At 41.9% G+C, this 23,168-nt stretch carries 22 protein-coding genes; 9 read left to right on the forward strand and 13 right to left on the reverse strand.

The annotated features are described in order from the left end of the window. Window positions 1-1,028 precede the first annotated feature (1,028 nt). The 10 genes from CPT03_RS03330 to CPT03_RS03375 all read right to left on the reverse strand — a co-directional run bounded on the left by CPT03_RS03330 (window position 1,029) and on the right by CPT03_RS03375 (window position 10,358). Entirely contained in the window at window positions 1,029-3,533 is a 2,505-nt protein-coding gene (locus tag CPT03_RS03330) for a cation-translocating P-type ATPase (RefSeq protein ID WP_099437512.1), read from the reverse strand. A gap of 82 nt (window positions 3,534-3,615) precedes the next feature. Further along, complete coding sequence (locus CPT03_RS03335; protein ID WP_245869958.1) at window positions 3,616-4,323, reverse strand: VIT family protein; 708 nt, start codon at window positions 4,321-4,323, stop codon at window positions 3,616-3,618. Further along, complete coding sequence (locus CPT03_RS03340) at window positions 4,295-4,978, reverse strand: cytochrome b/b6 domain-containing protein (RefSeq protein WP_099437514.1); 684 nt, start codon at window positions 4,976-4,978, stop codon at window positions 4,295-4,297. Before CPT03_RS03340 ends, CPT03_RS03335 begins: the two co-directional genes overlap by 29 nt. Before the next feature lie 16 nt (window positions 4,979-4,994). Further along, complete coding sequence (locus CPT03_RS03345) at window positions 4,995-6,215, reverse strand: DUF3570 domain-containing protein (protein WP_099437515.1); 1,221 nt, start codon at window positions 6,213-6,215, stop codon at window positions 4,995-4,997. Window positions 6,216-6,223: 8 nt separating this feature from the next. After that, complete coding sequence (locus tag CPT03_RS23030) at window positions 6,224-6,337, reverse strand: DUF4266 domain-containing protein (RefSeq protein WP_245869959.1); 114 nt, start codon at window positions 6,335-6,337, stop codon at window positions 6,224-6,226. Window positions 6,338-6,455: 118 nt separating this feature from the next. After that, entirely contained in the window at window positions 6,456-7,391 is a 936-nt protein-coding gene (locus CPT03_RS03355; protein ID WP_099437517.1) for an FAD:protein FMN transferase, read from the reverse strand. A 6-nt stretch (window positions 7,392-7,397) separates the two neighbouring features. Beyond that, window positions 7,398-7,832, reverse strand: coding sequence for a thioredoxin family protein (locus CPT03_RS03360; protein ID WP_099437518.1), 435 nt, complete (start codon window positions 7,830-7,832; stop codon window positions 7,398-7,400). An 87-nt stretch (window positions 7,833-7,919) separates the two neighbouring features. Continuing rightward, window positions 7,920-9,194 carry a sensor histidine kinase gene (locus CPT03_RS03365; protein ID WP_216641596.1) on the reverse strand — a complete coding sequence of 425 codons (1,275 nt, stop codon included), beginning with the start codon at window positions 9,192-9,194 and terminating at the stop codon, window positions 7,920-7,922. Continuing rightward, entirely contained in the window at window positions 9,191-9,868 is a 678-nt protein-coding gene (locus CPT03_RS03370; protein ID WP_099437519.1) for a response regulator transcription factor, read from the reverse strand. The genes CPT03_RS03365 and CPT03_RS03370 overlap by 4 nt, the downstream gene beginning before the upstream one ends. Window positions 9,869-9,947: 79 nt before the next feature. Then, window positions 9,948-10,358 (reverse strand): hypothetical protein, encoded by a 411-nt coding sequence (locus CPT03_RS03375; protein WP_157766335.1) that lies wholly within the window; start codon window positions 10,356-10,358, stop codon window positions 9,948-9,950. A gap of 316 nt (window positions 10,359-10,674) precedes the next feature. Here CPT03_RS03375 and CPT03_RS03380 point away from each other — a divergent pair, with 316 nt between their 5' ends. Together CPT03_RS03380 and CPT03_RS03385 are read left to right on the forward strand one after the other, a co-directional pair. Further along, on the forward strand, window positions 10,675-12,084 hold the full coding sequence (locus tag CPT03_RS03380) for a L,D-transpeptidase family protein (RefSeq protein WP_157766336.1): 1,410 nt from the start codon (window positions 10,675-10,677) through the stop codon (window positions 12,082-12,084). 21 nt (window positions 12,085-12,105) lie between these two features. After that, complete coding sequence (locus CPT03_RS03385) at window positions 12,106-12,459, forward strand: hypothetical protein (protein WP_099437522.1); 354 nt, start codon at window positions 12,106-12,108, stop codon at window positions 12,457-12,459. Window positions 12,460-12,640: 181 nt separating this feature from the next. On the opposite strand, the gene CPT03_RS03390 is transcribed toward CPT03_RS03385, so the two are convergent. From CPT03_RS03390 to CPT03_RS03400, 3 genes are all read right to left on the reverse strand, one after another. Next, complete coding sequence (locus CPT03_RS03390; protein ID WP_099437523.1) at window positions 12,641-13,690, reverse strand: response regulator; 1,050 nt, start codon at window positions 13,688-13,690, stop codon at window positions 12,641-12,643. A 326-nt stretch (window positions 13,691-14,016) separates the two neighbouring features. Then, window positions 14,017-14,970, reverse strand: a complete 954-nt coding sequence (locus CPT03_RS03395; RefSeq protein ID WP_099437524.1) for an NAD(P)-dependent oxidoreductase — start codon at window positions 14,968-14,970, stop codon at window positions 14,017-14,019. A gap of 55 nt (window positions 14,971-15,025) precedes the next feature. Continuing rightward, a complete protein-coding gene (locus CPT03_RS03400) occupies window positions 15,026-15,865 on the reverse strand; it encodes a universal stress protein (protein WP_099437525.1) in 840 nt (279 codons plus the stop codon). A gap of 202 nt (window positions 15,866-16,067) precedes the next feature. Between CPT03_RS03400 and CPT03_RS03405 the strand changes: the two genes are divergently transcribed. The 7 genes from CPT03_RS03405 to ppsA all read left to right on the forward strand — a co-directional run bounded on the left by CPT03_RS03405 (window position 16,068) and on the right by ppsA (window position 23,085). Then, window positions 16,068-16,583, forward strand: coding sequence for an HdeD family acid-resistance protein (locus CPT03_RS03405; protein WP_157766337.1), 516 nt, complete (start codon window positions 16,068-16,070; stop codon window positions 16,581-16,583). Between the two features lie 55 nt (window positions 16,584-16,638). Further along, window positions 16,639-17,358: a TIGR00730 family Rossman fold protein gene (locus tag CPT03_RS03410; RefSeq protein WP_099437527.1), complete on the forward strand. Its 720-nt coding sequence runs from the start codon at window positions 16,639-16,641 to the stop codon at window positions 17,356-17,358. Window positions 17,359-17,476: 118 nt separating this feature from the next. Further along, entirely contained in the window at window positions 17,477-18,361 is an 885-nt protein-coding gene (locus CPT03_RS03415; protein ID WP_099437528.1) for a universal stress protein, read from the forward strand. 36 nt (window positions 18,362-18,397) lie between these two features. Further along, the gene (locus CPT03_RS03420) at window positions 18,398-19,258 is read left to right on the forward strand and encodes a universal stress protein (RefSeq protein WP_099437529.1); all 861 of its coding nucleotides are present in this window, start codon (window positions 18,398-18,400) and stop codon (window positions 19,256-19,258) included. A 17-nt stretch (window positions 19,259-19,275) separates the two neighbouring features. Further along, window positions 19,276-20,115 (forward strand): universal stress protein, encoded by an 840-nt coding sequence (locus CPT03_RS03425; RefSeq protein WP_099437530.1) that lies wholly within the window; start codon window positions 19,276-19,278, stop codon window positions 20,113-20,115. A gap of 91 nt (window positions 20,116-20,206) precedes the next feature. Continuing rightward, complete coding sequence (locus CPT03_RS03430) at window positions 20,207-20,626, forward strand: hypothetical protein (protein ID WP_099437531.1); 420 nt, start codon at window positions 20,207-20,209, stop codon at window positions 20,624-20,626. A 65-nt stretch (window positions 20,627-20,691) separates the two neighbouring features. Beyond that, window positions 20,692-23,085, forward strand: a complete 2,394-nt coding sequence (gene ppsA / locus CPT03_RS03435; protein ID WP_099437532.1) for a phosphoenolpyruvate synthase — start codon at window positions 20,692-20,694, stop codon at window positions 23,083-23,085. Window positions 23,086-23,168: the final 83 nt, after the last annotated feature.

Here is a 23,168-nt window from a genome sequence, read left to right on the forward strand (position 1 = left end):
GTTCGAAATATATCTGGGAGCACTTGGTTGGAGTTAGTCTTAAATTTAGAGCTAACTCTATTTTTTAGCACTCTAATTTGTTTTTTAGTACTGTAGATATGTTGGAAGCCTAACTTGGCGCGGTATTAGAATGTAATCGCTTTATGCATTTGGTGTGTCTGTCAGACTGATCTCTCATTTTTTGTTATAAACTTCCATTATGATCGACAAAATAACCTCTAGGTGTTGCAAGGGACTCCCGGCTACCCCGCAAAACCGGAAAAGTGTCTGTTTTTAGAACACTTTTCCGGTTTTTTTATATCTATTTGAAAACGAATGAATTGTGTTTGTTTTTGAGTTTCTAAAAATAGAAGAGATAAAATTACTCAGCAATCTCATTTAAGCGTCTAGAAATATTTTTTAAGTTAATTTTCTGTATTTCAATATGTTGCTTTTTTTTGTCTGATACGAAAGAATGAGGACGCAACATTGAAATTCTGAAAATTGTAAGAGGGACATGGGATTCGAACACCTTCATAGATCCAAATACTAAGGTTTTTGTATGTACTATTAACGACAGTTCGTATTTTCTATAGTCAACCTAGCAAAGTTTACTAGAAAACTTAGTGTTTCTTGTGATTTAACATTTTGTTTTTTAGGGTTTTACGTCTTTCTCTTGTTAATGCTAAAACTACCATTTCTTTGATAAACATGGTATTCCTACTGCTTTGTAGATACTCATGATACTCTGCTCACAGTCTTTCTTAATAATCAGGAAATCTTCATTTTCAATTTCTCCATTTTGTATAAGTTCTTTGGTTTTGAGTATCCTTTTGTAGCCTGTTCATATGTCTTTACCCGGATATATAAATATACAGTTTGTATGCTACTCAATTTCTTCTAAAAGGATGAAAATTGATTGTTGTTCCCACAATGAAATATTATTTAATAACTTAATAATAGATTGACAAGCAATTCTAGAATGAATATTTTTTTGGAAAATCTTTATAAACTTCAGTAGGAAAATTGGCATTTACGATGACTCAACATTATGTTACCGACTGAAGCCTCTTTTTCCACTTAACAAATTCATACCAGATTACGGATAAGAATCCGATGCCGATACTAAGGGACAGCTGGATTAAGCTAAGTGACTGAAATCCAAAGAATACTGTTAATGGTTTGATGTAGAGAATAGCACCTGAAATAAGTATAGTGATCATAATTATGAGAAATACCAGGTTGTTTTTGTAATTTATGGTAGTAAGTAGAGAATAATAGAAAGATCTGTTAACCAGAGTGAGTAATACATTTGCCGCGATTAAACAGGTAAATACCATGGATCTTGTGAGGCCTTCGCTATAACCATGTTCAACAGCAAATTGATAGATGAAAAGGGTTCCTGCGGTGATCATTGATCCCTGCAAGATGCTTGTAGTCAACTCTTTGCTGCTGAAAAATGTGGTAGAAAAAGGACGCGGTTTCTGAAGCATGGTGTTTTGCTCTATCGGTTCATGTTCATAAATAATGGAACAGGTTGGTCCCATTACCAGTTCCAGGAATATAATGTGAATGGGGGAGAAGATATTTGGATAAACCCAGCCCAGGGCTAATGGGATGAATACTGTGAGTATAATAGGGATATGAATAGAGATGATATATTGAATTGCTTTCTTCAGGTTGGTGTAGATTCTTCTGCCCATTGCTATAGCAGTTACCATTTTGGCCAGGTCATCTTCCAGCAGGATCAATGAAGCGGCTTGCCTGGCGATTTCTGTGCCTCTTTTTCCCATTGCAATCCCAATATGTGCGGCTTTCAGGGCAGGACCGTCATTTACTCCATCACCGGTCATGGCAACGATTTCATTGTTTGATTTTAAGGCGTTAATGATTTTGAGCTTCGCATCCGGAAACATCCTGGAAAATATGTTCATTTGCATTACAGTGCGCTGAAGTTCTTTTTCCGGCATTTTCATAAGCTCATCACCGCTGATGCTTTTTTCGTACCCTTTGAACCCGATTTGTCTGGCAATAGCGGTGGTGGTTGCCGCATTATCCCCGGTGATGATTTTAACGGCAATTCCAGCCTGGTAGAAATCCTTTAATACTTGCTCAATGTGTTGTTTGGGCGGATCATAAAAGGCCAGCATACCGATGAATTTAAACTTAAATTTTTGCTGCTGATCCGGAAACTGAGATCCCGTATAATCCGATTGGCCTACTGCCAGGACGCGGTATCCCTGTGAGGCAAGTGAGTTAACAGCCATTGTAATCTTTTCTTTTTCAAAAGCCTCAAGTTCCGATACCGCAATCAGGGCTTCAGGGGCGCCCTTAGCTGCGATGATCCGTATCCCGCTTTTATTTTCAAATATGTGGGTCATCATGGGCGGTTTTCCACCTAAAGGATATTCATGAACCATTTTATAGTCCGGGCGTTCATCGGAGAATGTAGTTTCAGCATAACCATGGTGTAAGGCGACTTCCATTGGATCGAATGGAATAGGTTCACTGGCCCACATCCCCATTCGGATCAGGGCTTTTTCTGCATCATTAAGGTCCTGGTCAGGAGCTGCTATTTTATCGGATGCTAACAGATATAGTCTGGCAAGACTCATTTTGTTTTCGGTGATTGTTCCGGTTTTGTCTGTGCAGATTACCGTCGCACTGCCCAGCGTTTCTACGGTTTTCATCTGTTTGACCACGACCCCCATTTGCATCATGCGCCATGCCCCCAGTGCCATAAAAGTAGCGAAGGCCACCGGTATTTCCTCTGGCAATATACTCATGGCAAGGGTAAGTGCCTTTAACAGGCTATCCAGTACATCGAGGGAATTAAAGTAATTAATGCCCCATACGATGCAAAAAACGGCTGCTCCGGCAACCACCATTTTTTTGATAAAATTGTTGATTTGAATTTCTAGTGGTGTCTTTTCTTCTTTGATATCTTCCAGACTTTTACCAATTTTTCCCAATTTGGTACCATTTCCAATCGCTGTGACCACTGCTATGGCCAGCCCGCTGGCTACAGTGGTGCCCTGGAAAACCTCGTGATCGGTACTGTCTTTGTCTTTATATACCACAAAGGATTCCCCGGTAAGTATAGACTCGTTTACAGAGAAGTCATTAGAATGAACAATACTGCCATCGGCGGTAACAGAGGTACCTTCTTCAATGATCAGATAATCACCGATTACAATTTCTTCACTTTTAATCTCGGTGGTCTGACCATCCCTGATGACCTTGCAATGTGGCTGACTGTAGGTTTTCAGTTTATCCAAAGCATTTCTGCTTCTGGAGTCCTGATAAAGTGAAATAGCCGCTACTAAAATAACTGCTGATGCCAGAAAAATGGCATCTGACGATTGACCGCTAATGAGGTAAATAACCGCGGCCGCCATCAGTAAAATAACCATTGGTTCTTTTGCCAGGTTTTTAATGGCATCTATAAGCGCATACTCCTTTTTAGAGGTTAAACGGTTATCGCCATTTTTTGATCTTGAGGCAATCACTTCTTGCTTCGATAATCCGGGGATATTAAAGTTGTTTGCAGGCATCTGTTTAAGATTGATACTTTAAAAATCGGTTATATTCCCGAGCATAGGAGTGATTCAGATCATTGTTTTGCTTGATTCCTGCTCAGGTGGTTTTTACCCCAAAAAGATAGCCAACCAATGCGGTCATGACCATGGCTGCCGTTCCCCAAAAGCAAATTCTCAGGACGGCCTTTCCCCGGCTAGAACCACCTGCTTTTGCCGCAACCAATGCTGACAAGCCCAGGAATACTATAGAAAAGCCATATTGGTAAATGAGCATCAGTTTTATTGGTGCAAATATCGAAACCAGCAACGGGAGCAAGCCACCAATGATGAAGGAAGCTGCTGAGGCTAATGCTGCCTGCATCGGTTTCGCCTGGGTGATCTCGTTAATACCCAGTTCATCCTTAGCATGCGCCCCCAGGGCATCATGGGCAGTGAGTTGGACTGCCACTTGCTTGGCCAGGTTTTCATCCAGGCCTCTTTGGCGATAAATATTGGCCAGCTCCTGTAGTTCCGCATCCGGTGTATTCTCCAGCTCTCCTTTTTCTCTCGTCAGGTCAGCGACCTCGATGTCCGATTGTGAGCTTACTGAAACATATTCCCCTGCAGCCATGGATAATGCTCCTGCTACCAGTCCTGCCAGTGCAGCAAGAACAATCGGTTCCCGTGTGGTACTTGCTGCTGCAATCCCTATTGCCAGACTTGTAGTAGAAAGGATGCCGTCGTTTGCCCCTAAAACTGCAGCCCTTAACCAGCCGCTTCTGTTGGTATAATGTTCCTCAATTTCCATACGATGTTTTACCTCCATTGATCATGTCTGATACGACGCCCTTGTTTTCTTTTCTTTCAGCCAGTAATACCCCTGCAATGTGTACTCCAATAAAGATCAGGATCAAATACATACAGAAACCATGAAATTCTTTGATGCTGTGGCTTGTCCCCTTGCTGATACCCAGTTCCTGATCAAATGCCATAGACAGTCCTGTAACGCCCATAATAATTAACAGCAGGTAGAAAATAAGGTATAGTGCTTTAACGGTAAGATCGTGCAAAGCCAGATTGGATTTTTTACTGTGCCTGCGATAAGTCTGATATGCACTGTTCAAGCTGCTGAAAAATTTTTGTTTACGAGGTTGAAAAATTTCAGCAATTAACCTGAACAACAATATTGCGACCAGGGCGTAACCAAAATAGATATGGATGCCCCAAACCTTGTCTTCAAGGCCATGGGCTACGCTTTTAGCTTGCCCGGGGGTTACAGAAACACCGGATTCCTGCAATTGTTGTTGTACATAGCTTGTATTGCCTTTTACATCTAACAAGGTTGAATTTAACAAGACTGTTAATAATGATCCGCTAACGATTAGCAGGTTCAGCCAATGCCATACCCTAACAGAGGCACTATGTTTTTTGATATCAGATGGGTCGTCAATATCTTTTCTTAGCGGTTCGATAATAGCCATGGCGATTGTGTCAATCTTATTTTACTTTTAAATTTAAGGTAATAATGTTAGAAACCAGTCCTGTAGATCTGCTGTAATGTCCGTATCTCAGTTCTAGCATGTTAAGATGTTGCCAGCCAAATACTCCATGGGGTGGGGCCAGGCGTATCCCTGCGCCATAGAAATCACTGTCCAGAGTAGATAGGTCATAATCACTGGTAAAATAGGCAGCGGAAGGATCATGTTGGCCATAGGGAGCGAAATAGCGTGATCCGGTTTGCTTGTTATAACGATAAAAAGGACTTAAAGAGATAAATGAGGTTAGTTTTACAGGAACTTCTATTTCGGCAGTATGGGCCCTGATGCCCCAGTTATCCATGAAATATCTGTAATAAGTTCGGATGATGACCTGATCACTCGCAAAGTAATTTAACCGGGCTGCAATAGGTAGCTTATAACGCTTGTCGGGCAAGGTTTCTGCGCTTAAAGAGCCATCCGTAAAATAGTCGCGCTGGTATTTGGTGGCCAGTAAACCTTTCTGGTAAGCTGGCTCGACCATGATCAGTGCCTGCAGCTTTTGGTTGATGACCTGGGAAAGAGAGAAAGCGGCACTGAATGAATTTCTTGGACTTGATCCCTCACTTTTTGATTCCCTGCCATTGCCTGGATTGGTTTCAGATCTCAGTTCAACGGGTAGGATGACTTTCCAGGTATCCAAAAATGCCTGCAGTTTGAAATCAAACTGCGTATTTTTATCTTTTGATAAACGAGTAAGGTTAAATCCTGCACCTAAGGATTGGTAGTCATATTCTGTTGAAAAGGATCCTGTAAAGCCAATAGCATTCCCTGTTTTTTCATTATTGTGTGTCCAGTTTAGCGAAGGGTAGACACGCGTGTCTGCCCTGGAGGCAGAAGAGATGGTGCCTGGATCTATTTTATCCGATGAAGCAGAAGTGTAATGGTCTACACCGAGTTCAAACAGAAAAGTGTTTTTATTCCCTGCTTTGTTGAATTTAGACAGCTGCAAATCGAAGGTGTTTGCAAAATCTGTTAGTTTTTCAGTTCCTATACCACCCGTTACAGCCGAATTGTTCCCATCCTGATGGTAATATGCTGATACCAGGTTAATTTCATCAATTTTGAGTTTTCTGCTTTGGTAATTGCTCGTGTCGGAAGGAGTGGCTTTAATTTTAATTTGTCCGTTGGCACCTAATACACCGAGGAACAGCATGAGTACATGCAGATAAATTTTTCTCATTATTTCCGCTAATTACAACCACAACCACCACCACTTTTTCCGCCATTGGCACCCGATCCGCCTTCCCGGTAGAGCTGGAAACTTTGTTCAAATTTCTGAGCTGGTCTTGACGATAAGGTCATTTCGGCGTCGTTGAGCTTGTTTTTTTGATAGGGTTTCACTGTTGCGCACGCACTCAGCAAACTGAGGGCAAAAAGGCTCGTACCTAGAAGTACTGATATTGGAATTGACGTTTTCATATCATTGTTTTACATTAATATTTTTGGAAGTATACAAACGGTCAAAATCATCTATAATGATGCATGCGACATGTTGCAACTGGTTGATCAGATCAAGACCTACCTCAACGCCCATTACCACTACTGGTGTGGCCAGGGCATCAGCCAATTCAGCGCTCGGACAAAGGATACTTACACTTTTGATTCCGCTAACCGGAAGACCGGTCTTAGGATCAATGGTATGCGAATATTTTTTGCCATTAATGGTAGCATATTTTTCATAATTGCCAGATGTTGCAATGGCCATGTTGCTGATGTTTAATGAAGAGAAGGGAAGGTTGCTTTGGTTCGGGTCAGCGATGCCTATGGTCCAGGGCCTATCGTTTAACTGCATGCCCCAGGTCACCAGGTCACCCGCGGCATTAACAATTCCAGCTTTGATACCCATATTTTGCAAAACAAGCTTGGCCCGGTCTGCGGCATACCCTTTGCCAATACCGCCAAATCCAATGCGCATACCCTTGTTTTTCAACATTATTGTCGAATTTTCTGTGTCTATTATTACGTTTTGATAGTTGATCAGACTTACCGATTGAAGCGCAGTTTCAACCTCCGGAAGCGAGGTCATGTTGATGTCAAAATTCCACAGGCTTTTATCAATAGAACCATAAGTAATGTCAAAAGCGCCCTGGGTAATATCCGATATTTTTATGGCTCGCTGAATAAGGGAAACCACCTCTTTATCTACCTTTATGGGTTTTATACCCGCATGCTGATTGATCAGGCTGGTCTGACTGCTGTCTCTGAAAGTGCTGAACAGCGCTTCAATCCGTCTCACCTCTGCTATAGCTGCATCAATTGCCTTTTGGCCGGCAGCTTCATCCTCAGCAATCACCGTGAACTCAAACCGATTGCCCATTAGCTTCAATATGCGCTGACAGGATTCTTTGATTCTCATTGTTTGTTAATTACCGGATACTGTGGTTTTGATTTCCTGAACAAACTTTTCAGGACTTTCATTTGGATAGCCATCCCAGGATTTTAAGACTTTTCCATCTTCGTTCACCAGCAGGGTATAAGGAAATTTACCGTCCGGGTTATATTTTTCTGCCAGTGCCTCATTTTGTTCAATTTGTGCTGCAGACAACTGATTCTTTTTTTGACGGGGGAAATCTGCGCGCACCAGTACCAAATGTGGTTTGGCATAATTCTCAAAGGTTTCGGATTCGAAGATCTCTTTTCTTAAACGAATGCATGGACCACACCAGTCAGATCCTGAAAAATTGATTAAGATCTGTTGATGACCGGCTTTAGCCTGCTGCTGTGCCTCATTGAAATTGCCATTCCAGATTAAGGAAGCTGGAACAAATGATAATAGTGTAATTAGTAATATTTTCATCAGTATGCCTTTTGATGAATCTAATATCTATGGGAATTCTGAAGACATTGTGAAGTTGTGTGTTAAAATATGTTAAGGTTTTGTCATCTAATTTTTATTTTCGGAATGCTTAAAGACAATCTTAAAGTGGTGTTGTTCCCGCTGATAGCAGTAACTCAACTGATAATTCTTTCTTATACATACTTGTTTCAAAATGGCCAGTCCCAGTCCTGTACCATCAGAGGCGTTGTCTTTATAAAATCGTTCAAAGATTTTTAAAGGATCCAGGCCCATCTGTGTGCTGGTGTTGGAAAATTCAAGGTTATCTTCGGTCAATGTAATCCGAATGGACCCTCCGTCGTAATTATGTCTTATGGCATTACTGAAAAGATTATTCACCAAAATCTCTACTAAGGAGCGGTTGGCATAAATGATAAATTCAGCGAGTTCTGATTGTATGTTCAAATTCCTTTTTTGAATGAGTTCCTGGAAGTAACCGAGTTTCTCTTCAATTAAAGTCTTAAGGTTAATTTCTTCCCTGGCCTGGAGCTGATTGTTGTCAATTTTCACCAGGAGTAAAAGAGACTGATTCAATTTTGTTAGTTTCGAGGTGGCTTTATACAGATCTGACAGGATTTCACTTTCTTCTTTCCCCAGTGAATTGGACTGCAGCAGGGTGTCAAGTTTGGAGTTGATCACTGCAAGAGGCGTCATCATTTCGTGGGATGCATTTTCAGTAAACAGCTTGATCTCTTTATAGTCCGATTTTACCTTTAAGGATACTTCAAGAACAGCTTTGTTCAGTTCTTTAAATTCTTCAATATTGGTTTGGATTGGCTCAAAAACCTTCTCCTGATTAATGTTAAATGCCTTGATGTTTGTTAATAATTGTCTGAATGGCGACCACATTCTTCTGATCAGGATTTTGTTGACCAGCCACAAAATCAATAACAACGCTATGACAGGTAATAAAATGACCAGGATGATGCTTTTGATCTGTTCCTGACGTTCAAATTTTGAGGAGATGATGAGTATTTCGTAAGGTTGCCCGTTCAGCACCAATTGTGTTTTCAGGTACCTTGCAGACTCATTGTGTTTTTTTTTAGGATTGTAGAAATTCGTGTCGGCAAATGATCTGTGGCTATTGGTGAGCCTGTGTATTTTTTTATACTCCACGATTACATCATCGAAACCTTCGGGAGATGGCAGAATATTTTTAACATGAGCAAAGTCCTTTACTTCCAGGAGCTCCTCATATAAGTGGTCCTCAATCTGCCTGTTGATATATTGACCTAATGTTTGATAAAATAAGAATCCTATAATCAAGAGGCCTGTAAGGGTAATGACAGATAAAATGCTGTTGTAACTGGTAAATAATTTCATGCATCGGTGAATTTATAACCTACTCCATAAACCGATTGAAAATAGTCTTTGCAGCCGGAATCTGTCAGTTTTTTCCTTACATTTTTAATATGTGTATAAATGAAATCAAAACTATCTGCCATGTCCGCTTCATCACCCCATATGTGCACCACTGCTGCAGATTTGGAAATCACCTTGTTTTTGTTGACCAGGAAATATAAAAGAAGGTCAAATTCTTTTCTGGTTAGGTACACAAGCTGTCCGTTTACTTTGACTTCCTTTGAGGCGGTGTCAATTTCCAGTTCATTGAAACTCAAAAGGCTGTTTCCATTGAAATTACGTCGTCTTATAATCGCCAGCGCTCTGGCGTAAAGTTCGGATAAATGGAAAGGTTTGATCAGGTAGTCGTCAGCACCGAGGCTTAATCCTTCAATTTTCTGATCCAGGGAATTGCGCGCTGAAATGATTAGTACGCCATCTGCCTTATTGATCTTTTTAAGATACTTTAAGAGCTGAAGCCCTTCTCCATCAGGAAGGGTTAAATCCAGTAAAACGCAGTCATAGTCGTAAATAGACAGTTTTTGATACCCCTGTTCATAATTTGACGCACAGTCACAAATGTTTCCTTCAGCTGTCAAATACTGGTCAATACTTTTTCTTAAGCCTTCTTCGTCTTCAACAATTAGAAATTTCATACGTAAATATGATATTAAAATCTGAAGACTCTTTGAAGTTGGCCCCCATATTTCCCGATCGCAATCCGCTTCAGCAGATTTACGATGTAGTTGAACTGGGATTTTTTAGCTGATGCTTATTGGTTTGAAAGATTTTGTTTTTGAATATCTGCAGGCGCTGCAGAGCCTCTTCCAATTCCCGTTCCAGCAACGTATATTGATCTATTAAACTGAAGTCAATAGTTTGTTTTGGATCTGTAATCAGTGGTTTAAGTTGCCCGAAATATTCGCGTAGTCTATTTTTCAAATCTGCGCAAATACGGTTTAGACCTGAAAGTCTGTCAAAATCACTTTTGACCAGCATAAAGGAAGCTTTTTTAAAGAGCTTATTAAGCGTGGTCAATTCGCATTCGATAAACGACAGGTCAGTGGTCCATTGCTTGCCAATGAGGAATAGTTCCTGTAACTCTGTTTCGAGTTCATTGTTTTCAATTGTTGTTGCAGGTGTCATAACATAAGGTTTAATAATGTGTAAATGTTCCCTTAATTCACTGTTTTTCAATTGATGGAGCTCAGTTTTATACATGATATTCATCACGTTTTGAGCGGAAAATGGCTTGGTTTCAGACTGGGGTCTTCAGAAAAGATCGTTTTGCTTATTTATTAATGACAAGACCACTGAACAGCTTTCATGGAATTTAATCGATAAGGAGTCTTTTAACAGATCTTCCTGGTTTAAAAAGCTGTGTTAAATCAAGTTAATCCGTGACGCGGATCATTAAATAGTCGCGTAATAACCTGGAAATTTAGGGTTTAATTTAATGGATATGAAGATCTTAGTGAATTTGGTGTTTTTGTTATGTGCTATTTCATCTGTAAAATGCCAGGAAGCCAAATCTCAGCAGGCAATCTTAGCTGAAATGAAAAAGTCAACCTTCGGTATTGAATTGTGTTATCCAAACTCGGTCAAAAGGTTTTATAAGGCAAACGGCTTTAATTATGCATGGATCAAACCTAAAGACAAGGCGGGCCAAACCTGGACGGGGATGCTTTTGCTGGACTGTGTGCTTCAGTTTGGACTTAATCATAACGATTACCATCCGGAAAAGCTGTCCTATGACAGCTTAAGAACCATGATCAATGAGCCTGAAAAGGTCAGTGAGGTAGCCAAAGTTCAGTATGATCTGTTGCTGACTGATGCGCTGATTACTTTTATGAACCATTTGCATTACGGAAAGCTCAACCCTGAAGTTAGCTCAGCAAAGATAGATGGTGGAGGGTTAAAGGGATTTAGTGCCGAATCTGAGCTCATCGGTGCGCTAAAAGGAAAGGACTTCATGTTGACCCTGCTCAGCGTACAACCAAAGACTAAGGAATATGAGCAACTACAAAGTTATATGAGACTGATAAAGGGACAATATGTCGACGACTGTTATGAAGTGCCCGAGACTGAGGCAAGAAAAATTGCCATTAATATGGAGAGACTAAGATGGGCGAATATTAATGGATTTAATTATATCCACATCAATATTCCGTCCTATTCAGTAAAGCTACACGAAAAAGATACCACTTATGACTTTAAGGCAATCGTGGGCAAAGCTGAATCGCAAACACCTGTGTTGAGTAGTATTGTGACTCATTTTACTACTGGGCCAGACCGCAAGGTTTCACAAAGTGTTTTTACTAAAACGCTGTTGCCGCAGGCAATTAAAAACTCGGATTTTTTTGAGCGCAATCACTATGAAATATACGATATCAAGGGAAAGCATATTGCAATAAATAGTTACAGGATAAGACAGATAAATAGTAATCCGGCGCAGTATTTTGCCCGGCAGTCCAATGCTTGCGACAACTCTTTAGGCGCGCTGGTATTTCAATTCTCAAATAAATTCAATATTTATTTACACGACAGCCCCAATCAAGCACTTTTTGAGCGAGATCTAAGGGCGCTAAGTCATGGATGCATCCGGGTTCAGCAGGCGGAGAGACTGGCTGAATTGCTACTAAAGTACGATGGTTCAGAAAGTAAAATTCCCTTGATGCAGAAGTCGGTAAATGCCTATCAGAAAAGGAACTTTATACTGAGTAGCCCGGTCCCGGTTAAGGTCACATACCTCACTTGTGAGATCCAGGATGGACTGCCGGTTTTTTACAAGGATATTTATCATTTGGATGAAACCCTGGAAAACCAGTTGTATGGAATGGATGAGAGTAGGATCGCCGATAATTTACGATGATGACTTTTCTTAAGAATTATTATGGAAGTATATGTTGGGGAAATCCTGGAACGTGCAGTTCGGCGCCAGGAAATAAGCATTAGTGAGGTATCCAGAAGAATGAAGGTCTCTCGAAGGACTTTGTATAACTGGTTTGAACAGCGTACATTAGATAAAAGTCTATTATCAGCTGTAGGAAGGATCATCAACCATGATTTCAGCAAAGAGCTTGGTGAGGATTTGAGTTTCAGTGATGATCAACCTGGTAAGGTAGATAAAACGCATCTTAAATTGTCAGACCCCTCTCTTCCAGAAGAGCATGTGCATTACTGGATGCGGAAGTACATTGTTTTACTCGAGGAATATAATCAGCTCACCGATAAAATTGAACTTTAGCGTCAAACCGATCCTTCATCCCTCAGTCCAGTCTGTGGTTCAGCTAGAAGTTTGGAACTGGGCTGGTTCATTTTATCAGAATTCTCGTTTTTATATTATTAGTTTATGCAGCCAATTAAACGAACTGCCTGGCGAAATGATGAAAATGCGCTTGTCATCAGCAGGACCCTTTTACAGCAGATTAGTTCTTCAGCTTGGTGATGCGACTAATGTCAATCAGGCATAGCTGATTGCCATTCTTTTCTATCAGGCCCTCTTCCTTAAAATCTGAAAGCGTTCTGCTTACTGTTTCCAGGGCAACTCCGGCCAGTTCAGCCAGCTCGTCTCTTGATATGTTTAACAGGGTTGGAGAGGCTGAGGTTTTACTTAAACGCAATAGCACCTGAGCGATGCGTTTTCGTACCGAAAGGTAGGCCAGTTCTAATAGTTGTTCTTCTTTTTGGTGGATGTCTTTGGACAATATTTTGATAAACTGGCGGCTTACTTCCGGATATTTGTTCAATAAGTTTACAATAAGTTCCTTTGGCAATAAACAAACTGAAGTATGTTCCGTTGCCTCAGCAGTCTCAGTGTACGCTTCTTCAAGCAATAGCGAGTCCAGGCCAATGTAGTCGTCTGGTTTATATAAACTGGTGATCAATTGCCGACCGTCAAGGGCTCGTTTGATCATTTTGATGCTGCCCTCCATAAGTAGGTATAATCCCTGGGGGCTGTCTCCTTCATAAAACAGCACCTGTTTTTTTTTTATGCGTTTGATTTTACGGCCGGCAATAAGCGCTTTAAGCTCGTTCATCCCATCTCCAGGGTTCAGCGATAGTCTCTCCAGGTGATTTAATGTACTGCGGTAGGCATCTTTCTGTTTTTGCCATTTGTTGATTCTGGTTTCTATTGCAGTGATTAATTCCATATCATCAAAAGGCTTGGTCAGGTAATCATCAGCACCCATTTCCATGGCCTTTCTGAAATCAATCCGTTCGGTCTTGGCGGTCAGGAAAATAAATGGTATTTCAGAGGTAGCACTGTTTTTGCCGAGTAAATACAACACTCCATATCCATCCAGTTCGGGCATCATAATGTCGCACAAAATAATATCAGGCTTATGCTGGCTGGCAAGCTCGATTCCTGCTTTTCCGTTATTAGCCTTAAGTGCTTTGTATCCGGATAGTTCCAGTATCTCCGCACAGCCTTCCCTGATATCGTTGTCGTCTTCGATGATTAGCACAGTTTTCATGATTCGGGATGAAGGTAGTTAACTTAAAGTCTGACAGTAAGTGAAGTTAGACAATTATTTTCCATTAACACGGATAAAAATTAAAATTTGTTCCGAAATCTACTTCACTTAAATGGATATATTGATATAAAGTAAGTACTGTATTTATTTGAGTTTATAATAATGTTTATCAATATCTTATGTTATTTATGTCATGTTCTGATTGAATCTTAGGTGCGAAAAATTTCCTGGTTTTTCCTGCTGTTGAGACGCAAATAGAAAAAAAAGAGTAATACACCTTAAAACCGCACCCATTTTATCTTCATCAATCCGGGGCATTAATAAAATCAATTTTCCCAGCTGTTAAGGGTATTTATCGTTTGGTGGGCTATTTCTTCCAAAGCTTCGGTGGTTAGAAATGCCTGATGTGGTGTAATCAGTACATTAGGCATCCTCATCAGTTCCGACAATAGCGGATCCCTGACCTGGTCTGCTTCATGATCTTCAAAAAATAAGCCATGCTCATTTTCATACACGTCAAGGCCTAAATAGCCGATTTTACCAGTTCTCAGGGCATCCAGTACATCTGTTGTTTTGATCAAACTTCCACGTGCGGTATTGATGATCATCACGCCTGTTTTCATTTTTTCGATACTTGTGCGGTCAATAATGTGTTCGGTCTGTTCATTTAACGGGATATGGAGGGAAATGACGTCAGCATTTTTATACAGAGCATCCAGGTCAACCATCTCAATGTCGGGTAAATTCTGCCCGGGGAGGATATCATATCCGATAATTTTGCACCCAAGTCCCTTGAAAATTGGTATTGCCGCCTTGCCGATGTGTCCCAGGCCAATCAAGCCTACTGTTTTTCCGTAGAAATTAAAGCCAATTAAGTTATTCAGGCTAAAGTTAAAATGTTGACATTGTTGGCTTGCCTGCACCAGATGACGGCTTAATGCAAGGGCAAGGGCGGCAGCATGTTCAGCAATCGCCTGGGGTGAGTAGGCCGGTATGTTTGCGATCTTTATTTCATATTTTTCTGCGGTGACCCTGTCAATATGATCTATTCCAACAGATCTGGTGGCAATGTACCTTATCCCTAAAGCTGCCAGCTTGTGAATAACAGGTGCGGTGACGTTATCATTGGTGAAGACGACCACTGCATCTGCCCCCTCGGCAAATGAGGTGGTTTCCGTACTCAATGTCCGTGTGGTAAAAACAAGGTCATGCCTTTGGTTATTGGCATGTAGCATCAGGGATTTCTCAACGGATTTTGTGCTGTAAAAAATTGCTTTCATGATTGGAAAAATTAAATGTATTGAGTTTGATAATTCAGGCGAATGAATTGTATCGCTATTTCTTCCTGAAAACCAGTAATGGAAGTTTGGAAACGGAAGAAAATTCAGCAGAAATACTGGATAAAAAGAGTTTTTCAAAAATTGTTCTCCTTTGATTGCTGAACATAACTAATATTGACGGTTTGATGCTTTTTATATTTTTGTTGATGTTTGTGATCAGTGTTTTTTCATAGTCGAGGGTGTCAAAAACTGCACTAATGTGGTGTTTATTGAGTTTTTGGGTTAAAGTGTTGAAGGTCCGGTTGTCGGCAAGGTAATCCAGTGGGGTTTTAAGGTGCAACAGGGTCACTTTTGCATCGATCGAGGTGCTGAAGCTTGTTACTTTCTTTAGCTCATCGTCAAGATCAAACAAATCTGATGCGTAGCAGATACTGAGGATTTCGGTTCTTTTGTAGAATGGAGGAACAGCGATGACTGGAACTTCAGATTTTTTGATCAGGGTGGCTGTATTGGATCCAAGCAATCGACTGGTTTTGCCATTTCCATTCCTGCTGATGCAAATGTAATCGAAACTGTTTTCCTTCGCGAACGTCATGATATTGTGGTCAGGATTTGCTCCCTGTTTTGCAACGCAATGCAAAGGTTCTGTGAAGGATAGACTAAGCGATTTATATGCACCGGCTACAAACCTGCGCAGTTTCTTGTTGATTTTCGCAGATTCGCTGTTTTCAAAGGAATTGAAAACCCTCTCACTCCATCTGCTTGGTCTTGGGACCTGGTAGGAATGGAAAAATGTGATCTGGCAGTCACTTTGCATGGCAAGTTGCATGGCAAAACGCAATGCCCCCTTTGAGTTTGTGGAGAAATCTGTTGTCACAAGAATCTTTTTCATCATCTGTAATAATTTGGTAAGCAGTTCAAACCTAACTTGATTTTCTGGATCAGCTGGTGATCACCATCAGCGGTTCCGGTGATCTTTGTCATGTATTTTTTTTTAGGGATTATGAAACTTTGAGCTGGAAATAAGCCTCATCTTAATATAAAATATCATGAAAACAACCTACCTCAATAATGACGCTGCACAATACTGGTGGCTGATGTTTTGTTCCGGAGTATTATTTATAGGACTGGGAATCTGGATGCTTGCCGCTCCAGTCTCGTCTTATCTTTCCCTAAGTCTGTTGTTTGCCTTCGGGATGATTTTTGCCGGGATTTTTGAAGTGACCTTTTCGGTAAGTAACCGCAAAAGGCTTCATGGCTGGGGCTGGACTTTGAGCGGTGGGCTGATTGACATTTTCCTTGGAGGCTATCTTTTAAATCTTCCGTTACTGACCATGGTGATCATGCCGGTAATCATTGGCTTATGGATGCTCTTCAGGGGATTTATGGCCATAAGCAGTTCTATTGAACTTCGTGCCTATGGAGTACTGGACTGGGCCTGGCTTTTGCTGACAGGTATACTGATTGTTATTTTGTCGGTATTGATTATCGCAGATCCTCTTTTTGGCGCCATCAACATTGTCGTTTGGACCGCTTTCGCGTTCTTATTGTCGGGAATATTCAGAATACTGTTATCCCTGCAACTCAGGAGCCTGGCCAGAAATCTTTCTTGAATCTTCTTTGTTCCGGGAATTATTAACAACCGGTAAATATTAAAATACAGCTGACATGAGCAAATCCGAGATCGTCTTTCTTGACGGACCGCAATCCAGGTGGAAAGAGTTTATCTTCACCTTAAAAACCATGAGGGAGTTTATTCGCGGATTCAGGAAGCTTCATTTTCTGGGACCCTGCATTACCGTTTTTGGATCTGCCCGTTTCAAAGAAGGACATCCTTATTATGAGCTGACCAGAAAGGCCGGGGCAGCATTTGCGTCACTTGGTTTTACGATCCTTACAGGTGGCGGCCCGGGTTTGATGGAGGCAGCAAACAGAGGAGCTAAGGATGTTAACGGACGTTCAGTGGGCTGCAATATCGAACTTCCTTCCGAGCAGAAACCAAATCCATATCTGGATAAATGGGTTTACATCAATCATTTTTTTATCAGAAAGGTTTTGTTGGTGAAATATTCCTTTGCCTTTGTGGTTATGCCGGGAGGCTTTGGCACTCTGGATGAATTCTTTGAAGCGCTGACCCTGATCCAGACCCGTAAGATCAGTAATTTCCCGATCATCATCTTTGGCAAGGAATTTCACCAGGAACTGATCGCTTATATATTGCGTTTGCAAAAGGAGGGAACGGTGGCAAGACAGGATACAGAACTGTTTCTGGTTACCGACAGTATTGAGGAAGCTGTTGATTTAATTCGGGAAAAAAGCATCAAACAATATGGGTTAAAACCCAGACAGAAACCACATCCTTTTCAATGGCTTTTTGAGCATAGCTAGCAGGCGGCATTCCAGTGCCGATAATCATGCTTAAAGATGATGATTGTCACTATTTAAACTGCTGTTACTTAGCATCTTTGAAACGTAATCGGGTATTTGAACACAAAATTGTAATCCCATGAAAAAGATCTTAATCCCAACTGATTTTTCCAGCTCAGCTAAAAATGCGGCCAATTATGCAATGCATCTTGCAAAACAGATGAAAGCCAATGTCAAATTGTGTAACGTGGTCATGGTTCCCCTGGAAGTTCCCTTGGCTGCACATGTTTCAGCCCCGTTAATCACATTTGAGAGTCTGGAGTATGAAGTTGAGCAGGAGTTGAAACGCTATGTCAAAAAACTAAAGGAAAGAGATGAGCTGGAAACAGCTCCCGACAGCTTCCACCCTTTGATTGAATATGCCGTGGGCATAGGCAGCGTGGCAGATACGGTAACAAATTTTGCAGCCAACCGTGAAGTAAGTCTAACGGTCATGGGGATGTCCGGGGCAGGAGGAATAGGGAAATTTCTAATAGGAAGCAGTAGCAGGGCAATGGTTGAGGCCACTAAAACACCTCTTCTGCTGATTCCCGACGAGGCTAGATTTTTGGGTATCCGCAAGATTGCCTTTGCAACAGACCTGAGTAAAACCGATATCGGCATTATCCACACGTTAGCCGGCTTTGCACGGATGTTTAATGCTGAAATCCTGATTGTCCATATCAGCGGGAAAGTTCCTGATGAGGGTATTCAGCAGCGGAATAAAATAAATGAATTCTTAAATGAGGTGACCAACAAAGTAAATTATCATAAGATTTATTATCAGCACGTGCTGGATACGGAGGTGGACAATGGTTTAGACTGGCTGGCCGAATATGGCCAGATGCAGGTGCTGGCCATGGTCCATCGTCAACACAATGTGCTTCATAAATTGTTCAGGGGCAGCTATACCCAAAGACTCAAAAAAAGAATCTTTATCCCCTTAATGGTATTTCCCCCTGATTGCGGAAACAAACCGTTATAGCATTTTTCTATTCAGTATCTATTTATTTTTTGTAATATGAAAAAGATCTTAATTCCAACAGATTTCTCGGTTCCGGCCGAAAATGCTGCGCGCTACGGCCTGGAACTTGCCAAAGGCCTCAAAGCAGATGTATTGCTTTGCAATGCGATTAAAGTACCTGCGGACGCACCTATGGCCGCGCAGGTCGCATGGCCTTTAATGGACTATGCCGATTTAAAAAGGGAAGTTACCGGCGATCTGGATGAAATGGTTAAAATGCTGACCGATTTGTCCTGCTCCCCTGAAGCGGAGCATTGCCCTGACTTGAGCTTTGAGGCAAGTGCAGGAACGGTTTGTGAAGTGGTCTCATCTCTGGTTAAGCACAGAAAAATAGACTTGGTAGTGATGGGGATAGCTGGTGCGGGTGGGCTGACCCAGTTCCTGCTGGGGAGCAATAGTAAGGAGATGATTGAAAAGGCGGAAAGCCCCGTGTTGTTTGTGCCTTTTGAGGCGAGTTTTAAAAAGCTTCGCAAAATCGCTTTTGCGACGGATTTCGGGGAACAGGATATCGTTTCACTGCAATTTATCGCAGAACTTGCACAGGCATTTGAAGCGCAGATCACCATTGTTCATATTACCGATAAGGAGGTGGCTCCCGATGGTAAACTGCAAAATAAGATAGACGCCTTCCTGGATCGTGCGGCCCTGACTATAAATTATCCTCATATTAAGTTTGAATATGTCTGGAACATAGACATTGACAATGGACTGGAATGGCTTGCCGAACAGGAGCATATGGATATGGTCGCCCTATGTCATCGCCGTCATGGTCTCCTTGGACGAATCTTCAGGGGGAGCCATACACAGAAGCTCTCCAGACACACTAAAATTCCACTGTTGGTATTTTCACAGAAATAGCATTTAGTTGAGATATTATGAAAAATTTTCTTGCGGTTTTTGACGGTTATCAGCTGAGTAAAAGCACACTTGAATATGCTTTGCTGATCACAGAAAAATGTAATGGTCATTTGACCGGAGTTTTTTTAGATGCCTTTTTCTATCACAATTACAACCTGTCCAGGGTGTTGAAAACAGTCTCTGATCCGGACACAGTACTGAAGGAACTGAATGAAAGAGAACAGTTGCAAAGGGATGGAGCTGTTTATGAATTTCAAAGTGCGTGTGAATATGCCGGTGTAAGCTACACTATCCATCGTGATACCAGTCTGGCCTTGCTTGAACTTCAATATGAAAGCATGTTTGCTGATCTGATAATTATTAACGAATGGGAAAAATTTTCCAGGAGTGAGGATGAACGGCCCAGCGGGTTTCTTAAAGAACTACTGGCCGAGGTTCAATGTCCTGTTCTTGTGATTCCGGATCATTTTAAGGACTTTGAACAGATTGTGCTGCTTTATGATGGCAGTCCTTCTTCGCTTTATGCCATCAAGTTGTTCAGCTATCTTTTTGAAAACTGGGCTGCCCTGACTGTGGAGGTTTTGAGTGTAAATGAGACGGCTAATGATGCAGCGGTAATTCCTGGAGAGGGGTTGATGAAAGATTTTACAGACATACATTTTCCAAGGTCAAGCTTTACCTTATTAAACGGAAAAGCAGCGGAGCAAATATTAGCCTATTTAACAGCTGGCAGCGAAAATAAGCTAGTTGTATTGGGCGCCTACAGACGAACGGCACTTTCCAGATGGTTTAAGCATAGTCTGGCCGACACTTTAATGCAGGAGCTGGATCTGCCCTTGTTTATTGCTCACCACTGAGCCCGTATGTGATCAGCATCCATGCATTGGCCGATGGCCATCATGTGCTCCAATCCCAGCTGCTTAAATTTGATAATCAAATATTTCAGTTATGCAAACCTCTGTAAAACTATCCTCTGGTGTGATTAAATATGATTCTTCAGCTAACAGCTGGACCCAAGACCTTCAGTTTTTTAAGGTTGAAGGTATTTTCTTCCGCCGTCTACTAGCTGCGTATTTTGTACGCTTGTCTGCAGCCCGATTTACTCAACAACTCAGTGCATTAGAAACTGAGCTTGCGGAAATAGAAAGCAAAAGACATGAACTGGACATGCTGCTTAGTGAACACCTCAGTCATAAGGAACTGGTCACAGAGGATTTGATCCTGGAAAACCCTCAAGACCTGGAAGCAACGCACATCCGGCTGGGACGGCTGATAACCGGGTTGACCCATAAATTCCGCCATACCAAAAGAGCGCTTTTCGCGCTTGTCGAAGAAGCCGTTAAAAATGATGAATTATTTGAATTGTAATAATTTATTAAAGTGTTTACTGGAAAATCACCCGGTGAGTGAATTCATAATTAAATTCTATCAAGATGAACTACATCAAAAAATTTAGTGAGATCGGCATTAATGATATTGCCGAGGTTGGCGGAAAGAACGCTTCTCTGGGAGAAATGTTCAGTCATTTAACACCAAAAGGTATATTAATACCTAAGGGGTTTGCCGTTACTGCTGCTGCCTATAAATATTTTGTCAGCTGCAATGGTTTTGAACTCCCACTTGCTGCGCTGATGAAAGAACTGGACAGACAGGGGTATACCAACCTGGCAGAAATTGGAAAGCAGGCCAGGAACCTGTTGATGTCCGGCAGAATGACCAATGACCTTGGAATGTCGATAATCGGAGCTTACGATGCGATGTTTGAGGATGGTGTACAGGAGGTTGCCGTGCGCAGCAGCGCGACGGCAGAAGACTTACCCCAGGCAAGCTTTGCAGGTCTCCATGAGTCCTATTTAAACGTTCGTGGAAGCTATGCCCTGCTTTATGCGGTCAAGCAATGTTTTGCATCTTTATACACCGACAGGGCAATAAAATACAGGGAGGATAAAGGCTTTGATCATCATAAAGTATTTCTTTCTGTTGGGATACAGGAGATGATCCGCTCAGATATGGCGTGTTCAGGTGTTGGTTTCACTTTGGAGCCGGAATCCGGATTTAAAGATGTGGTACATATTGCAGGCGTTTGGGGGCTGGGTGAAAATATCGTTCAGGGAACAGTTACACCTGATGAGTTTCTGGTTTTTAAACCTACTCTTGAGCAGGGTTTTAAGGCAATTATTCAAAAAAACATGGGCAGTAAGAACCAGATGATGGTTTACGCGGATCAGGAGGATGAAGTAAATGCAACGATCAATAAGCTGACTCCCCTGGAGCTGCAAAATAAGTTTGTCCTGGAGGATCAGGAAATCGAAAAGTTAGCGAAATGGGCCATCATTATTGAAAGACATTATCAGAAGGCTGTGGATTTTGAATGGGCAAAAGATGGTATCGGCCAGCAACTTTACATCATTCAGGCACGCCCGGAGACCGTACATTCACAGAAAAAGAGAATGCAGCTGACCTCTTACCATTTAGCTCAAAAGGGGACCCTTGTGTGCACCGGAGAGGCAATTGGTAGCCGTATTGTGTCCGGTCCGGCGAGAATTCTGAGTTCTCCCCTGCAGGCAGCAAAACTTAATCCGGGAGATATTTTAGTGACAGATACCACTAGTCCTGACTGGGATCCGATCCTGAAGAAAGTAGCAGGAATGGTAACCAACAGGGGCGGAAGGACCAGTCATGCGGCAATTATTGCTAGGGAGTTGGGAGCAGCTGCAATAGTGGGCACTACAAATGCCACTACTACGATTACTGACGGGGAGATCATTACCCTGAATTGTGCTGATGGCAAGACAGGATTTGTTTATCAGGGTAAAGCAGAATGGACCGAATCTGTAACTGACCTTGAGGATATCCGAATTCCGCAAACACCAAAGGTACAGTTGATTGTCGCAGATCCGGAACGGGCGTTCGAGCTGTCTTTTTACCCCAATGATGGTGTGGGTTTGCTTAGAATGGAGTTTATCATCAGCAATCTGATAAAGATTCATCCGATGGCTCTTGTGCATCCTGAAAAGATAAGCAATGAAAAGGATAGGGCAGATATGGAACAGATTACGTTGCAGCACCCTGATAAAAAAGTATTTTTTGTGGATAAGCTTTCCAAAGGAGTGGCTACAATTGCCGCTGCTTTTTTTCCGAAGGAAGTCATTGTGAGGATGAGTGACTTTAAGTCCAATGAGTACGCAGGTCTTATTGCCGGCCAGGACTTTGAACCGGTTGAAGAGAATCCGATGATTGGCTTCCGCGGTGCTTCCAGGTATTACCATGAGCGTTACCGTGAAGGATTTCAACTGGAATGTGAAGCCATGCGGATGGTACGAAATGAAATGGGTTTTACCAATGTGAAATTAATGATTCCTTTTTGCCGTACTGTGGAAGAAGGGAGAAAAGTGATCGACCTGATGAAAGAATTTGGCCTGATACAAGGAGACCATGGTCTTGAAGTCTTTGTAATGGCAGAGATACCGGCCAATGTGCTGCTGGCCGAGCAATTTGCTGCAATATTTGATGGTTTCTCCATTGGGTCAAATGATTTAACCCAATTGACTTTAGGGATTGATAGGGATTCTGCTCTGGTAGCTGACCTGTTCGATGAACAAAATGCTGCAGTTCAGTTGCTAATTACCCAGATGATTAACCAGGGTAAAATATGCGGCAGGAAAGTAGGAATTTGTGGTCAGGCGCCCAGTGATTCTGCGTCTTTTGCGCGTTTGCTGGTCAGCCATGGTATTGACAGCATTTCGTTTAATGCCGATGCACTCATCGCCGGGATAGCCAATATAAATGGAGTACTTTCCCCGCAGCTCAGTCCTTCACCTTCATGATGCCCTGGTAGGTGGGTTCTGCATGTTCATTTGCCGATAGGCTGAGTCCGGCTGCCGGAAGAGGATTTCTAGCTGATTTGCAA

The sequence above is a fragment of the Pedobacter ginsengisoli genome, assembly GCF_002736205.1.
GTDB lineage: Bacteria > Bacteroidota > Bacteroidia > Sphingobacteriales > Sphingobacteriaceae > Pedobacter > Pedobacter ginsengisoli_A.